The sequence below is a fragment of the Kribbella sp. CA-294648 genome (assembly GCF_050943845.1).
GTDB lineage: Bacteria > Actinomycetota > Actinomycetes > Propionibacteriales > Kribbellaceae > Kribbella.
The window spans coordinates 921,531-936,591 of sequence record NZ_CP191981.1 but is presented as its reverse complement, the minus strand read 5'-3'; the positions used below and the strand labels follow the sequence as shown (position 1 = coordinate 936,591).

15 protein-coding genes are annotated in these 15,061 nt (G+C 68.5%); 10 read left to right on the top strand and 5 right to left on the bottom strand.

Features of this window, described 5'->3' with window-relative positions; translation table 11 throughout:
• The first annotated feature begins 24 nt into the window (after positions 1–24).
• Together ACQPYM_RS04550 and ACQPYM_RS04545 are read left to right on the top strand one after the other, a co-directional pair.
• Positions 25–501 carry a MarR family winged helix-turn-helix transcriptional regulator gene (locus tag ACQPYM_RS04550; protein WP_433015256.1) on the top strand — a complete coding sequence of 159 codons (477 nt, stop codon included), beginning with the start codon at positions 25–27 and terminating at the stop codon, positions 499–501.
• Positions 502–504: 3 nt separating this feature from the next.
• Positions 505–2,616: a thiamine pyrophosphate-dependent enzyme gene (locus ACQPYM_RS04545; RefSeq protein ID WP_433015253.1), complete on the top strand. Its 2,112-nt coding sequence runs from the start codon at positions 505–507 to the stop codon at positions 2,614–2,616.
• Here ACQPYM_RS04545 and ACQPYM_RS04540 read toward each other — a convergent pair.
• The gene (locus tag ACQPYM_RS04540; protein ID WP_433015250.1) at positions 2,609–3,097 is read right to left on the bottom strand and encodes a DUF1992 domain-containing protein; all 489 of its coding nucleotides are present in this window, start codon (positions 3,095–3,097) and stop codon (positions 2,609–2,611) included. The two genes, ACQPYM_RS04545 and ACQPYM_RS04540, sit on opposite strands and share 8 nt — an antisense overlap.
• 178 nt (positions 3,098–3,275) lie before the next feature.
• Between ACQPYM_RS04540 and ACQPYM_RS04535 the strand changes: the two genes are divergently transcribed.
• On the top strand, positions 3,276–4,820 hold the full coding sequence (locus ACQPYM_RS04535) for an aldehyde dehydrogenase family protein (RefSeq protein ID WP_433015247.1): 1,545 nt from the start codon (positions 3,276–3,278) through the stop codon (positions 4,818–4,820).
• The gene (locus ACQPYM_RS04530; RefSeq protein ID WP_433015244.1) at positions 4,817–5,968 is read left to right on the top strand and encodes an NAD(P)/FAD-dependent oxidoreductase; all 1,152 of its coding nucleotides are present in this window, start codon (positions 4,817–4,819) and stop codon (positions 5,966–5,968) included. The genes ACQPYM_RS04535 and ACQPYM_RS04530 overlap by 4 nt, the downstream gene beginning before the upstream one ends.
• Positions 5,969–6,129: 161 nt before the next feature.
• On the opposite strand, the gene ACQPYM_RS04525 is transcribed toward ACQPYM_RS04530, so the two are convergent.
• The 3 genes from ACQPYM_RS04525 to ACQPYM_RS04515 all read right to left on the bottom strand — a co-directional run bounded on the left by ACQPYM_RS04525 (position 6,130) and on the right by ACQPYM_RS04515 (position 8,628).
• Positions 6,130–6,693 carry a dihydrofolate reductase family protein gene (locus tag ACQPYM_RS04525; RefSeq protein ID WP_433015241.1) on the bottom strand — a complete coding sequence of 188 codons (564 nt, stop codon included), beginning with the start codon at positions 6,691–6,693 and terminating at the stop codon, positions 6,130–6,132.
• Positions 6,694–6,767: 74 nt separating this feature from the next.
• Positions 6,768–7,454: a hypothetical protein gene (locus ACQPYM_RS04520; protein WP_433015238.1), complete on the bottom strand. Its 687-nt coding sequence runs from the start codon at positions 7,452–7,454 to the stop codon at positions 6,768–6,770.
• A 112-nt stretch (positions 7,455–7,566) separates the two neighbouring features.
• Entirely contained in the window at positions 7,567–8,628 is a 1,062-nt protein-coding gene (locus ACQPYM_RS04515; RefSeq protein ID WP_433015235.1) for a LacI family DNA-binding transcriptional regulator, read from the bottom strand.
• Positions 8,629–8,789: 161 nt separating this feature from the next.
• Here ACQPYM_RS04515 and ACQPYM_RS04510 point away from each other — a divergent pair, with 161 nt between their 5' ends.
• The 4 genes from ACQPYM_RS04510 to ACQPYM_RS04495 are packed head-to-tail and all read left to right on the top strand — an operon-like array spanning position 8,790 to position 12,684.
• Complete coding sequence (locus tag ACQPYM_RS04510; RefSeq protein WP_433015232.1) at positions 8,790–9,926, top strand: hypothetical protein; 1,137 nt, start codon at positions 8,790–8,792, stop codon at positions 9,924–9,926.
• Entirely contained in the window at positions 9,926–10,915 is a 990-nt protein-coding gene (locus ACQPYM_RS04505; protein ID WP_433015229.1) for a hydroxyacid dehydrogenase, read from the top strand. Before ACQPYM_RS04510 ends, ACQPYM_RS04505 begins: the two co-directional genes overlap by 1 nt.
• On the top strand, positions 10,912–11,871 hold the full coding sequence (locus ACQPYM_RS04500) for a D-2-hydroxyacid dehydrogenase (RefSeq protein ID WP_433015226.1): 960 nt from the start codon (positions 10,912–10,914) through the stop codon (positions 11,869–11,871). Before ACQPYM_RS04505 ends, ACQPYM_RS04500 begins: the two co-directional genes overlap by 4 nt.
• 45 nt (positions 11,872–11,916) lie before the next feature.
• Positions 11,917–12,684, top strand: coding sequence for a polysaccharide lyase family 7 protein (locus ACQPYM_RS04495; protein ID WP_433015223.1), 768 nt, complete (start codon positions 11,917–11,919; stop codon positions 12,682–12,684).
• A 67-nt stretch (positions 12,685–12,751) separates the two neighbouring features.
• Here ACQPYM_RS04495 and ACQPYM_RS04490 read toward each other — a convergent pair whose 3' ends face one another.
• Positions 12,752–13,531, bottom strand: coding sequence for a DUF2382 domain-containing protein (locus tag ACQPYM_RS04490; protein WP_433015220.1), 780 nt, complete (start codon positions 13,529–13,531; stop codon positions 12,752–12,754).
• A 142-nt stretch (positions 13,532–13,673) separates the two neighbouring features.
• Here ACQPYM_RS04490 and ACQPYM_RS04485 point away from each other — a divergent pair, with 142 nt between their 5' ends.
• On the top strand, positions 13,674–14,330 hold the full coding sequence (locus tag ACQPYM_RS04485) for a TetR/AcrR family transcriptional regulator (protein ID WP_433015217.1): 657 nt from the start codon (positions 13,674–13,676) through the stop codon (positions 14,328–14,330).
• The gene (locus ACQPYM_RS04480; RefSeq protein WP_433015213.1) at positions 14,327–15,031 is read left to right on the top strand and encodes a YqeB family protein; all 705 of its coding nucleotides are present in this window, start codon (positions 14,327–14,329) and stop codon (positions 15,029–15,031) included. Before ACQPYM_RS04485 ends, ACQPYM_RS04480 begins: the two co-directional genes overlap by 4 nt.
• The last annotated feature ends 30 nt before the right edge of the window (positions 15,032–15,061 follow it).

Genomic DNA, 15,061 nt, shown 5'->3' with positions numbered 1-15,061 from the left:
ACTGTTTTCGGGTAGACTAGAACCATGGCGACGAAACAGCTGCGGGAAGACCACCTGGAAGCCTGGCGAGCGATGTACCGGGCGGACACGCTGTTGTTCACCCACCTCGACAACACCCTGCGCGCCAAAGCAGGCATGCAGTACTTCGAGCACGAGGCCTTGCGAGCCCTGGACCTGGCCGGTGGGCGACTCCGGATGACCCCGCTGGCCAAGGAACTGATGATGTCCCGTAGCGGCGTCACCAGACTGGTCGCCAAGCTGGAGGAGAAGGACGGCTGGGTCGTCCGCGCCTCCGCCCCCGACGACCGCCGGGCGACCTGGGCGGAGTTGACCCCGGCAGGCCGGGAGCAGCTCGAACGTGCCCAACCTGTGGTCGACGCTGTGGTTTCGACGTTCTTCGCGGATCATGTTGCGAGTGAGGATCTTCGACGCGCCGCCCGGATTCTGGACAAGCTGGCCGACGCCAACCCGGACGACGAAGGCTTCGACTGCGGACTCTGACCTGTGACCGCGGTCGACGAGCAGTTCGCCACCCGGGTCCGGGCGCTGAAACCGGTCGCCTGCGAGCACCCCGCCGAGGTCCTGCTCGGCCTGTACGACGCCCAGCTCGGCAGCCGGCACGCCGACCTGGCGGCCCGCTGGCTCCAGTCGCAAGGGCGCGGCTACTACACGATCGGCTCGGCCGGGCACGAGGGCAACGCAGCCGTCGCGGCCGCTCTGCAGCCGACGGACCCAGCGCTCCTGCACTACCGGTCAGGCGCCTTCTACCTCGCCCGCGCAGCGCAGTACCAGGACAAGGACGGGCTGCGGGACATCCTGCTCGGCGTTGCGGCGGCGACCACCGAGCCGATCTCGGGCGGCCGGCACAAGGTGTTCGGCCGGCACGATCTGGCGATCATCCCGCAGACCTCGACGATCGCCTCGCACCTGCCGCGCGCGATGGGCGTCGCGTTCTCGATCGCCCGCGCCGCCAAGCTCGGCGTACCGTCGCCGTGGCCGGCCGATGCCGTCGTGGTGACCAGCTTCGGGGATGCCTCGGCGAACCACTCGACCGCGACCGGGGCGATCAACGCGACCCTGCACGCGTCGTACCAGGGCATCCCGATGCCGTTGCTGTTCGTCTGCGAGGACAACGGGATCGGGATCAGCGTGCGCACCCCGGACGGCTGGATCAAGCAGACCTACGGCCAACGCCACGGCCTCCGGTACTTCGATGCCGACGGCACCGATCTCGCCGCCACCCTGACGATGGCGACGGAGGCGGCCACGTTCGTCCGCCGAAACCGGCGACCCGCGTTCCTGCGGTTGCGAACGGTCCGGCTGATGGGCCACGCCGGGTCGGACGTCGAAGCGGCGTACCGGAGTCCGGCCGAGCTGCTGGCCGCCGAGGAGCTCGACCCGCTGCTCGGTACTGCGCGACTGCTGCTGGGCGCGGGCTATGACGCTGACGACATCGTGGAGTTGTACGAGAACAAGCGGTCCGAAGTACTCGGGATCGCGCGCGAGGTGGCCGGCCTGCCGCAGCTCGACTCGGCCGCGGCGGTGGCGGCGCCGCTGGCGTTCCCGGCTGACGCGACGGTCGAGAAGTCGTTGCCTGGTCACCACATCGAGGTCGGCAGGAGCGAGTCGCTGACGTTGAGTCAGGCAATCAACCGGGCGCTGGGCGACGTGCTCGCGGCGTACCCGGAAGCACTGGCGTTCGGTGAGGACATCGGTCGCAAGGGCGGGGTCTATGGCGTGACTCGGGGGTTGCAGAAGTCCTTCGGGGCCGCTCGCGTTTTCGACACGTTGCTCGACGAGCAGTCGATTCTCGGGCTGGCGCTCGGGGCCGGCGTCTCGGGACTGTTGCCCTTGCCGGAGATCCAGTACCTCGCCTATCTGCACAACGCCGAGGACCAGTTGCGGGGTGAGGCGGCGTCGCTGAAGTTCTTCTCGCAGGGTCAGTTCCGCAATCCGATGGTGCTGCGAATCGCGGGATACGGCTACCAGAAGGGCTTCGGCGGGCACTTCCACAACGACGACGCGATCGGCGTACTGCGGGACATCCCGGGGATCGTGATCGCGTCCCCGTCGCGGCCGGACGATGCGGCGGCGATGCTGCACACCTGCGCGGCCGCCGCTCGTGCGGACGGCACCGTGTCGGTGTTCCTCGAGCCGATCGCGTTGTACCACCAGCGTGATCTGCACGAGGACGGCGACGAGCAGTGGCTGGCGCCGTACCCGACCGAGCATGTGCCGATCGGGCGCGGACGCACGTACGGCGACGGTCGCGACCTCACCATCGTGACGTTCGGCAACGGTCTCCCGATGAGCCTGCGGGTCGCCGCTCGCGTACCCGGCGTCCGCGTCCTCGACCTGCGCTGGCTCGCCCCGCTGCCGCTGGACGACTTGTTGCGCGAGGCAACCGCTACCGGTCGCGTCCTGGTCGCCGACGAGACCCGTCGCTCCGGTGGCGTCTCCGAAGGCGTCCTGGCCGCCCTCGTCGACGCCGGCTACACCGGCCGGATGGCCCGGGTCACCAGCGAAGACTCCTATGTCCCACTAGGTAGCGCCGCCCGCCAGGTACTCCTCAGCGAACAGACCATCGAAGCCGCGGCCCGCAAACTGCTCAGCTGAAGAGGCGTTGCCAGAAACTGCGTTTGGGCTCGGGTTCCGGCTTCTGCTTGGCGGCGGCCGCGCGTTGGGCTTGCCTGGCCTCGTGGCCTTCGCGCCACTGCGCCAGCATCTCCTCTTCGTCGACCGGGCCGACGGGCACGACCACACCGGTGGCGTCGCGGATCTGCAGGAGGATGCGGCGGTTCAGGTCCTCGAGGTAGTCGCGAACCTCAGCCTCGGTCCGCAGTACCGCGAGCTTGTCCTGCAGGGCCTGCTTCTCCTTGCGCAGCTGGACCGACGGCGGCAGCAGGACGTCGGTCTCGATCTTCTCGCGGCGGATGAAGTCCTTCACCCACCAGTCGGGATCGTGCGCGTCCGCCAGCTTCGGCAGCGGCTTGCCCGCGCCCTCCAGATCGTCGAACTCCCCGCGCCGCTGGGCCTGCCTGATCTGACCCTCGACCCAATCCTCGGTCTTCATCCCGGGCGGCTTGCGCTCCGTCATGTACGCCCTCCAGTCACTCCGACGTGGTGCGGTACGGCACCCAGCCTACCGGCTTGTGAATCCACTCACAAGGTCACCCGCGAGGCGCATCAGGCCGGGCGCGCGGGGTGGGGTTGGCAGGGGTGGGTGGGATGGCTGAGGGTGGGGGCACCGAAGCGTTGAGCGAGAGGACCTCCCTGTGTCGTCTGTCATCTTGTCCGTGGTCGCCGGGGAGCGAATCCCGGATCCGGTCCGCACCGCCCCGTCCACCAACCCGGCGAACACCGCCGACGTGGTCGGCACCATCGGCGTCGCCGGACCGGATGTCTTCGTCCGGGCCGCTCAGGCCGCCAAGGACGCGCAGCCGGGCTGGGCGGCGTTGCCGGCGCCGCAGCGCGGTCAGGTGATCGCGAACGTCGGCCGGTTGATGACCGCCAACAAGGACCGGCTGGCCGCCCTCGTCACCCGCGAGATCGGCAAGCCACGGGCCGAGGCGTTCGGCGAGGTCCAGGAGATCATCGACACCTGCGACTTCTTCATCGGCGAGGGCCGCCGGCTCTACGGCCAGACCGTGCCGTCGGAGATGCCGGACAAGCAGCTGTTCACCTTCCGCCGACCGGTTGGCGCGGTCGCGGTGATCTCGGCCGGCAACTTCCCCGTCGCCGTGCCGTCCTGGTACATCGTCCCGGCGCTGCTCTGCGGCAACACGGTCGTCTGGAAGCCGGCGGAGTACTCCGCTGTCGTGTCCGATGCGTTCTACGAGATCTTCGCGCATTCCGGCGTACCGGCGGGCGTCCTCAATCTCGTGTACGCCGACGGGCCGGACACCTTCGCCGGGCTGGAACAGTCCTTGGACGCTGGGCTGATCGACAAGGTCGGCTTCACCGGTTCGAGCGAGGTCGGCACCCAGATCGGCGAGCTGTGCGGACGGCACCTGCAGACCCCGTGTCTCGAGCTCGGCGGCAAGAACCCGATGGTGATCACCGAGGACGCGGACCTCGACCTGGCCGTCGAAGGCGCCCTGTTCTCCGGCTTCGGTACTGCGGGTCAGCGGTGCACGTCACTGGGCACGGTGATCGTGCACGAGTCGGTGCACGACGAGTTCGTCGGCCGCTTCAGCGCGGCGGTGAGCGCGGCCGCGATGGGTGACCCGACCCAGGACGTGCTGTTCGGCCCGTTGCTGGACGAGAAGTTCGCGGCCGGGTTCGAGAAGTCGCTCGGCTGGATCGGCGGCCACCACACGGTGATCGGCGCGACCGGCCGGGTCTCGGCGGGCAACCCGCGCGAGGGCTTCGTCGGCGATCCCGCGGCCGGGTTGTTCTACCACCCGGTCGTCGTCGACGGGGTCCGGCCGGACGACGAGCTGTTCCTCAACGAGACGTTCGGCCCGATCGTCGGCATCACCACCTACGCGACACTCGACGAAGCGATTGCCCTTGGCAACAAGCCGGGGTACGGGCTGTCCAGTTCGATCTACACGACCGATCCGAACAAGGCGTTCCGGTTCGCGCAGGGCATCTCGGCCGGCATGGTCAGCGTGAACAACTCGACCTCGGGCGCCGAGGCGCACCTTCCGTTCGGTGGCAACGGCAAGTCCGGCAACGGTTCGCGGCAGAGCGGTGTCTGGGTGCTCGACCAGTTCACCCGCTGGCAGTCGCTCAACTGGGACTACTCCGGCAAACTGCAGAAGGCGCAGATGGACACCGTCACGGTCGAGGCGGACGATACGTTCCGGCTGCCGTGAACCTGCCGACCGAAGCCGCCGTCGTGATCGTCGGCGGCGGGGTGATGGGCACGAGTATCGCCTTCCACCTCGCCGAGGCGGGCGTCCGGGACGTCGTCCTGGTCGAGCGTGACGGGCTCGGTTCGGGGTCGACGTCGAAGGCGGCCGGCGGTGTCCGGGCGAACTTCTCCGACGAGCTGAACATCGCGCTCGGCGTCCGCAGCCTGGAGGCGTTCGCCCGGTTCGGTGAGCGCCCCGGCCAGGAGATCGATCTGCATCGAGTCGGCTATCTGTTCCTGCTGTCATCGGACGAGCAGGTCGACTTGTTCGAGGAGAGCACCCGGTTGCAGAACGCGGCCGGGCAGCCGACCAGGATGCTCGACGTCGCCGAGGCTCTCCGGCTCGCGCCGATCCTCTCCCCTGACGGCCTGGTCGCCGCCTGCTTCTCCCCGAACGACGGGCACTGTACGCCGGAGTCGGTCGTCCTCGGCTATGCGTCAGCGGCCCGCCGCTTGGGCGCGACCCTGGTCACCGGTTGCGAGGTCACCGGGATCGATGCTGTCGGCAACGAGATTCGCGCGGTCCGGACCAGCCGGGGCACGATCGCGACCTCGACGGTCATCTGCGCGGCCGGAGCCTGGTCCGGTCCCCTCGCGGCGATGGTCGGTGTCGACCTGCCGGTGACGCCGTTGCGCCGCCAGATCGTCGTGACAGAAGCGATTCCGGGCCTGCCGCGCGACCTGCCGATGACGATCGACTTCACCAGCACCTTCTACTTCCACGGCGAAGGCCCCGGCTTGCTGGTCGGCATGTCCGACCCGGAAGAGCAGCCCGGCTTCCACCTGAACCGCTCGGAGGACTGGCTCCCCCGCCTGGCCGCCGCGATGGAGCAGCGAGCGCCGTCGTTGCTGGACGTCGGCTTGGCGAGCGGCTGGGCCGGCCTCTACGAAAACACCCCCGACCACAACGCCCTGATCGGCGAGGCCGCCGGCCTCGGCCGGTTCCTCTACGCCACCGGCTTCTCCGGCCACGGCTTCCTCCAGGGCCCGGCCATCGGCGAGATCATCCGCGACCTCTACCTCGACCGCGAACCCTTCGTCGACATCTCCCCGTTGAACGCCGCCCGCTTCCACAGCGCAAACCTCCGCACGGAAAAGAACATCGTCTAGTGCCCTGTGTCCGGAGTTGTTTGAGTGATTGCGGTGTTCAGGTGCGTGCATCGCGGTGGCGGAGGAGCGGCCTCGATGCTTTTCCATCGTTGCCGTTTCTCCGCTGCCGCGAGGTGCGTGCCTGGGCGCCGCAAGCGCCAAAGAACTCCGGACACAGGGCACTAGGTCAGCCGCTCGCCGATGCGGTAGTCGAGCAGGACCAGGCGGCCGTCGAGGACGGTCGTGTCGACCAGGTTCAGGGTGACGTCGGGCAGGTCGGTGAAGACCGGTTCTTCGCCGGACGTGCCGTGCAGGGTCGGGAAGACCATCACCCGGAGACGATCGACCAGGTCGAGCCGGAACAGGCTGCGAGCCAGCGAGAAACTGCCCATGGTGCGCATCGGCAGGCCGTCCTCGAGCGCCTTCAGCGCGGGCACCGCCGTCTCGACGGACTCGCTCACCAGCGTGGTGTTCGCCCAGGTCAGCGGTGGGGTCAGCGTCCGGGAGAAGACGATCTTGGGCAGCTCCGCCATCCGGGCGAAACTCGGGTCGTCGGCCTCCTCGACCACCGCGGCCATCGCCCGGTACGTCGTCGCGCCCATCAGCGTGACGTGCTCGACCGCGAGCTGATCCGCGACCCACTTCTGCAACTCCGGCCCGTCATACCCCCAGTACGGCGCCGACTGCGGACCACCGCCGCCGTATCCGTCCAGCGTGCTGAACAGATCGACCATCAACTCCCGCATCGCACCCCTCCTCGGCCCGTCGTGCTCCCGCTGATCAGTCCAGCCTGCTACGCACCCGGGTGGGAGTCGACAGCTCAGCGGCTGTTCGGGTCGTTCGCGTTCGGGTCATTCGGGTCGTTCGGTCCGGACCAGTTGTCAGGGTCGCACCAGGACGGGTCCCAGCCCTGCGCGGCGCAGTACTGCGCGAGCAGCTCTTCGCGGGTCAGCGTCCGGGTCGGCGCCGGACGGGTGGGACGAGGCGTGGTCTTGGTCGCCGTCGGCCTGGTCGGCGTGGGCACCCGCTCCTCGGTCGACCTACGGTCCTCCGGCTTCTTGGTGGTGCGCGTCTTGGTCGGTGTCGCGGTCGGCCGGGTCGTCTTCAGCACCGGCGGTGGCGCCGACTTCTCGACGGTCGTCGCCGTCTTCGGCGGCGCGCTGGTCGGCAGCACGGTCGGCGTGGGGGTGGACTCGACGACCGGCAGGGCCTGGGTGCTGGACGGTCCGCCGTCGAACAGGCCGATCGCGGACAACGCCCAGAAGTTCACCGCCAGGAAGAGCATCAGGCCACCGGCACCTGCCGCCACCACCCGCCGCGAGGGACCGCCGTACCGGCCGACGGGACCGCGGACCGGGTTGCCCTTGCCGTCGACCCAGAACTTCCAGTCGTCGGGCGCGGCGGGCCAGGACGGGTCGGGGCGCCACGTCTTCGGCGGCACCCAGCTGCGGCGGGGCGGCGTGGGCCAGCTCGGCGGTACTACGAACCGCTTCACAGCATCCTCCACGTCGCCGACGAAAACCCGACTCAGGGTAGTGGATCAGCAACCACCACCGACAGTCCGGGCGGAGATCGTTCACCGACCTCCCATCTCACCCAACGAGGCAGTCGGGGCGAAGCTACTTTTCGTCGGCGTGTCGCCTGTGCTGGTTGAGCTTTCCGCTACTTGCCGCCAAAGCCGGCGGGCCGCTGGTGTCGCGGACCCGCAAAGTCATCGGCAGGGACAGCGGTTCGTCGTCGGACGTGTTGACCAGCAGCCGCTCCAGGATCTCCCCGGCCCGCCGGCCGAGCTCGTCGCGCGGCACGGACACGGTGGTGAGGTTGGAGTGCGCGACCCGTTCGAGCGAGATGTCGTCGAACCCGATCACCGACAACTCCTCCGGTACGCCGACCCCCAGCTCGCGCAGGCGCGCCAGCGCGCCGAGAGCGACCAGATCGTTGTAGGTCAGGATCGCGGTCACCTCGGAGCGCAGTACCGGCTCGACCGCGTCGTAGCCGGCCCGGCTGGTCGCGGCGCCACATTCGACCACCGTCACGTCGAGCCCGAACGCGCGCGCTGCCTCGAAGGCGCGGATGCGTTCGCTGTTCGCCCACGAGGCCGGCGGTCCACCCAGGTACGCCGCGCGCCGGTGGCCGAGCTGGGCGAGATGTCCACAGACCTGCGTCATCCCGCCGATGAAGTCGACCGAGATCGACGGCGCGCGCAGGCCCGGCTCGATCCGGTTCACCAGCACCACCGGATGCCTGCGGTCCAGCAGTTCGGCCAGTTCCGCTCGCGGCATCCGCGGCGAGCAGAGCAGGACGCCGTCGCAGCAGCGCATCAGATCCTCGACCAGCTCGTACTCGAGGGCCGGATCCTCGTCGGACTCCATCACCATCATTCGCCGGCCGTGCGCGCGGGCAACGGACGAGACCGCCTTCAGGACCTCGGGAAAGTACGGGTTCGCGAGATCCGGCACGAGCACGCCGATCGTGCCCCACTCGCCGCGCGCGAGTCCCTGGGCGGCGGCGTTCGGCCGGTAGCCGAGTTCGCGGACGGCGTCGTGCACCCGCTCGACGAGCACCGGATCGACCCTCGCGGTGCCGTTGAGAACCCGCGAGACCGTCGCGGCGGAGACGCCGGCCGCCGTACTGACATCGCTGATCGTGATCCGCGGGGACCGGCCCGGGCGGTTCTGCACGCGTCCCTCCCACCCTCGTGAAAACGCTTGCTCAGCGTCGCCGATTCACCTCTGTTTGCGCAAGACGCTGGCTTGAAACCGCTTTCAGGCGAACTCTTGCGCCACCAGCCAGGAGCAGACTAGCCTGCTCTGGCAAACGCTTGCCACGAAAGGATCCCGGCATGGTGCGACACGGTGCGTTCGCCTACACCTGGGATCTGGTCGGCGACCCCGCGGCCGCCGCGCGGATCGCCGATCTCGGCGTCGACACGGTCACCGTGCAGGCGGCGTACCACTCGGTGCGCGCCACGACCGGCTGGCATCCGGCGCACCGGGTGGTCCACGCCGACCACGCCGCGGCGTACTTCCGGATCAGGCCCGAGCGGTGGCGCGGCCTGCGCCCGCTGCCGCCGTCATGGGGAGTCGAGGACGAAGACCCCTTCGGTACTGCGACCGCCGCGCTGACCGCCGCCGGACTGCGAACCGAGGCCTGGGTGGTGCTCACCCACACCTCGGTGCTCGGCCGGTCCGCGCCGGAGCTGGCCGTCCACAATGCTTACAACGAAGTCTTCAGCTATGCCTTGTGCCCAGCACAGCCGGCCGTTCACGACTATGCGCTGACGATTATCCAGGAGCTCTGCGACCAGTACGACGTACCGACGCTGATGCTGGAGGCTTGCGGCTGGCTGGGCTTCGACCACGCCAGTCAGCACGAGAAGACGTCGGGTGCGGAGCTGTCCGCCTGCGCCCGTCACCTTCTCTCCATCTGCCTCTGCACTGCCTGCGCGGAACGGCTGGCGGTGGACGTTCCGCGCCTCGCGGCCGACATCAGGGCGATCGTCGATCGCGAACTCCAGCAGGGAATTCCCGCCGGGAGCGACCTGGCCGATGCCCTCGGCGCCGAGCGAGCCGACGCGATCTACCGGCATCGGCGAGATGTCATCACCGGACTGGTCCGCGAGGCCAGGGCCTTGGCAGGCCAGCGTGAATTGTTGCTGATGGCAACCGCTGATCCGCAGGTGACCGGCCCCGACGTCGGCGTGGAGCTGGCCGGGTTCGAGCCTGCTCCGGACGGATACGTGCTGAAGTGCTGGGATAGTGAAGAGGCCGCCGTAGCCCGATTGAAGGACGCCACCACGCGGACCGGCGTACCGCTGATTGCCAATGTCAACGCGGTGGGTGACCACCCGGAGGACTTGCCTGCTCTGGTCAAGGGAATCGTGGCAGCCGGAGCTTCGCAAGTCCGCTACTACCACGCCGGGCTGGCGTCGCCGGCGCGTCAGGCGGCCATCCGCGCCGCCGTTCAGGAGGTGTCCTGATGCTCAACGGCCTCTACGTGATGGACCTCGCCCGCTTCCCCGACGTGTACGGCGAAGAGGAACGCGCCGCGATCGAGAAGCACCTCCAGATCGTCGCCCCGCCGCTCGCCCCGGCCGAACTGACACCTGAGCTCCTCGCCGATGTCGACGTGCTCGTCACGGCCTGGGGTGGACCACAACTGACCGCTTCGTTGCTGGCCTCGGCTCCCCGCCTCTCCCTGGTCCTGTACGGCGCCGGCTCGGTCCGGTCGATCGTGACACCGGAGTCGTGGGCGCGCGGAGTACGGGTGACGACGGCCAACTCCGTGATCGCCGCGTCCGTTGCCGAGTTCACTCTCGCTCAGGTGCTGTATGCGCTGAAGCACGGCTGGCGCTATGTACTCGGCGCGCGAGCCAGAGGCGAGGCGCTGCCGCGAGCGACCGATGAACCTGGCGCGGCGGGCTCAGTGGTCGGCCTGATGTCGCTCGGAGCCACCGCCCAGGCGACCGCGCGTCTGCTCGCTCGACACGACCTCGTCCTGCAGGCCTACGACCCGTACGTCGATCCCGCGGTGGCGTCGGCGCTCCGCGTCCGGCTGGTCTCGTTGGAGGAGTTGTTCGCCACCTCTGACGTGGTGTCGCTTCACGCGCCGGTGCTGGACGAGACGCGCAAGATCGTCAGCACGAAACTGCTTCGGTCCATGAAGCACGATGCGACCTTGATCAACACCGCACGGGGAGCGTTGATCGACGAGGACGCTTTGGTCAGTGTGTTGCGGGAGCGGGTGGACCTGTTCGCAGTACTGGATGTGACTGATCCCGAGCCGCCGCTGCCTGGTTCACCGTTGTTCTCGGCGGCGAACATCGTGGTGACGCCGCACCTGGCCGGCACGCTCAACACCGAGCGACGGCGGCATGGGCAGTTGATGGCCGCCGAACTGGCTCGCTACGTCACCGGCGAACCGCTGCGTCACGAGGTTTTCGAGTCGGGCCAGGCGAAATCGGCATGAGTCTGCTGGTGCTGGTACCCCCGCAACGGGACAGTACTGCGGACTGGCCCGAGCGGCTGATGGCCGCGGTGCCCGGGTTGACGGTCGTCCGGCCGGCCGCGGAGGATGCGGCGGAGGCGCTCAGGACGGCGGACGCGGCGTACGGCGTCCTGCCGGTTGAGTTGCTGAGGGCAACCACTCGGCTGCGGTGGTTGCAGGCGCAGCAGGCTGGGCCGCCACCCGGGTTCTACTATCCCGAGCTGATCGCACATCCGGTGGTCGTCACGAACATGCGCGACACGTACACCGATCATGTGGCGACGCATACCTTGGCGCTGGTGCTGGCCATGTGTCGTGGACTTCCGCGCTACGTCCGCCGTCAGGCGATCGCGCTCTGGGAGCCCGACTGGGATCCGGGCGCCGTCGTCTCGTTGTCGGAAGCAACGGCCTTGGTGATCGGAGTCGGTGCTCTGGGCACCGAGATCGGGCGGCTGCTGCACGCTTTCGGCGTACGGGTCACCGGGATCGACGTACGGCCGGAGGATCGCCCGGGATTCGCCGAGGTCCTGCCGGTGGAAGCGCTCGACGAGCAGTTGCCTGCCGCCGATCTGGTGATCCTGACCGTGCCGCACACTCCCGACACCGAAGGGATGTTCGACGCGCGACGACTCGGGCTGCTCAAGACCTCGGCGTACTTCGTCAACGTCGGTCGCGGGCCGACCGTCCAGCTCGACGCGCTCGATGCGGCGCTGGCGGCCGGGCGGTTGCGGGGTGCGGCCCTGGACGTGTTCGAGACCGAGCCGCTGCCCGCCGGTCATCCGCTGTGGCGGCGGCCCGAAGTACTCATCACCCCGCACGTCGCCGGAGTCGGGCCGCACGAGGCCGAGCGGCGGTTCGCCGTCCTGCTGGAGAACGCCCGGCGGTTCGTCGCCGGTGACGCCTTGATCAACGTCGTCGACAAATCCAAGTGGTTCTGAGGAGAACGTCCTATAGCACCTTGCCGCCCCCGAAGGAGTTCGACCATGCGTGGTATCCGCCCCCTTGCTCTGATGTCCGCGATCGCCGCGAGCGCCGCCCTGCTCACCGCCGGCGCCGCGACCGCAGTACCGGCTGCTTGTACTTATCCTGCTGAGGTCCTGGACCTGACCCGGTGGAAGGTGCAGTTGCCGGTCGACGACCCGAACCAGTCCGGTACTCAGGTCCTGCAGGTGACTCGGCCGCGGCTGAACACCTACGTGCTGTCGCCATGGTTCAAGCCGACCTCCTCGTGTAACGGCGTGCAGTTCCGTGCGGCGGTGAACGGCGTGAAGACGCCGAACACGACTTACGCCCGGTCCGAACTGCGCGAGATGCAGGCCAATGGCACGACCGAAGCCAAGTGGTCCTCGGACTCCGGCACCCACACGCTGGTGATCGACCAGGCGATCAACAGGCTGCCGAACACCAAGCCGCACCTGATCGCCGGACAGATCCACGACGGCGACGACCGGTCGACCTTCCGGCTGGACGGCAAGGCGCTCTACATCACCCGCGACAACGACACGCGCTACAAACTGGTGAACAGCAACTACGTGCTCGGCACCCGGTTCCAGGCGAAGTTCGTGGTCAGCAACGGTTCGATCAAGGCCTACTACAACGGCGTCCTGCAGACCACCATCCCGGTCAGCTTCACCACCGGCTACTTCAAAGCCGGCGCGTACACCCTGGCCAACTGCGACAACTCCTCCCCCTGCAACACCGGCAACTACGGCCAGACCACGATCTACGGCCTGTCGGTCAGCCACAGCTGATCGGGTCCGCTGAAGGCACAACACCGCAGTACCCGGAGGTACTGCGGTGTGTTGTGTCCCCGTCGCGTTACCGCTTGCGGTTCTTCGTCGTGTCCTCGACGTCGATCCGCTCCTTGCGGACGGTGTCCTTGACCTGCTGCTCCTCGTGCACCGTCTCGGTGTCCAGGCCGACGCGTTCGACCGCGACCGTCTCCTTCGCCACCACCGGGCGCTCCTCGTGCAGCACGACCTCGCGTTCCTCTTCCTGGATCGCGCCGGCCTTCCCGTCGCCGTCCCGGATCGGTTCCCGGGTGACGTGGACCTCTTCGTGGCTGACCGGTACGGTGATCTGCTGCTCCTCGGTCACCACGTGCTTCTGCAACCGCACCCGGCCGGTCTCGACCGTCTCGGTGCCGGCCCGCAACCGCTCCTCGGAGCGGACCATCGACTCCTGACCGGCCATCCCGGCCCGGCCGTCCATTCCCTTGCCCGGCTTGCCCTTCTTGCCCTGGGCATGCTTGCCCTGCGGCCCGGCCATACCGTCCTGGGACGCGTTCAGCTGCAGGTTGTAGTGGCGGTACAGCTCAGCAGCCTCCGCCTCGGACAGGTGCCCGTTGTCGTCGATCCGCGGCGCATCCTTGATCACGTCCTTGGGCGCGCCGACATGCAGCCCGTCGGGCTCGGCATGCGCACCCACCAACGGCACAAAGGATTCCTTGTTGCCGAACAGGCCGGTCTTCACCGTCACCCACTCCGGCACCCCGGACACGTCGGAGGCGTAGAGGTGGGCGGCCGTACCGACCTTGTGGCCGTCGACGTCGTAGACGTCCCGGCCGATCGCCCGTTCCAGCTCCTGCGTGCTGCTCATCGGAAACCATCCCCGTTCTTGTTGTCGTCAGCAACTGTCTTCGCCCGCTGGGTACCCTCGGTGACGAAAGTCAAACAGTCGGTGGTCATGCCGCCGTCCCCGAAATCAGACCGATCGACCTGACTTGTGCTAAATTCAGGCCGTGCGGTCGAAAAACGGAGCAGCTGGTCGAGTCTCGTTCATCCAGGCGGCGCGGCGCCGGCAGATCATCGCGGCCGCGATCAGTACCGTCACCGCCGTCGGCTACGGGCAGGCGTCACTGGCCCGGATCGCGGACGAGGCGCAGATCAGCAAGAGCGTCATCTCCTACCACTTCGCCAACAAGGACGCCCTGCTCGAACAGGTCGTCCATCAGGTCGTCGACGACTGGTCGCGGTACCTGCGCCCGTTCCTGGACGCCGAGACGACGGCCGGCGGGCGGCTGGCGGCGTACATCCGGTCGCGGCTGGCGTACATGCGTGACAACCACAGCCAGCTGGTCGCGGTGGCCGAGATCGTCGTCAACCATCGCGGGCCGGACGGCAAGCCGGTCTTCGCCGAGCAGGACGCGATGCCGGTCGCCGAACTGCTGGCGATCCTGCGGGAAGGCCGGCGGGCCGGGAAGTTCCGCGAATTCGATCCGGTGGTGCTCGCGATGACGATCACCCAAGGTATCGACGGCGCCTTGACCTACTGGGCCGAGCACCCCGGCACCGACCTGACGGCGTACGGGGAGGAACTGGTCACGCTCTTCCGCCTGGCCACCCAGAACACGGCCACGCAGAACACGGCCACGCAGAAGAAGGAGCGCAGGACATGAGCACGGACTCCGGCACCCAGACGGTGATCGGCCACTCGGCCGCCGACAAGGTCCTCCTGTACGGCGGGCTGCCGCTGCTCGGGCTGGTGCTCGGTTACTTCCTGCCCCGGATCGCGGACTGGGCCAGCGCCCAGCGGTGGGTGCCGTTCCAGGGTCCGCTCGAGCTGATCGCCAAGTGGGACAGCTGGTGGGTGGTCCTGATCCTCCTCGCGGTCGGCGGCATCGCCGGCTTCCTGCTCGCGGCGATCGCGATGGAAGACACGCTCAAGACGACCATCACCACCACCGAGGTCGAGTTCCTGAAGAACAAGAAGACCGTTCGGGTACCACGGGACAAGGTCGCGGTTGTTTTCCTGGACGGCAAGGAGATCGTGCTGCAGGACTCGCGCTCGGCCGAGCTGGCCCGGGAGCGGCACGACCAGCTCGGCAGCCAGGTCAAGGCGATCGGTCCCGCCTTCCGCGCCCACGGGTATCCGTGGTCCGACGCGGGCGATCCGCACGAGAGCGAGTTCCGCCGGTGGGTCGAGGACGATCCGGAGCTCTCGCCCGGTGCGAACGCAGTACTGAAGGCCCGGTCGAAGGCGTTCGATCAGGGCGACAAGGGCAAGGCGGATCTGCGCGAGTTGCGGCAGGAGCTCGCCAAGCTCGGCTATGTGGTGCGGGACCGGGACAAGAAGCAGTACTGGCGATCCGTGAACTGACGTTCGCCGTTTGCCCGGGGTGGGCACGAT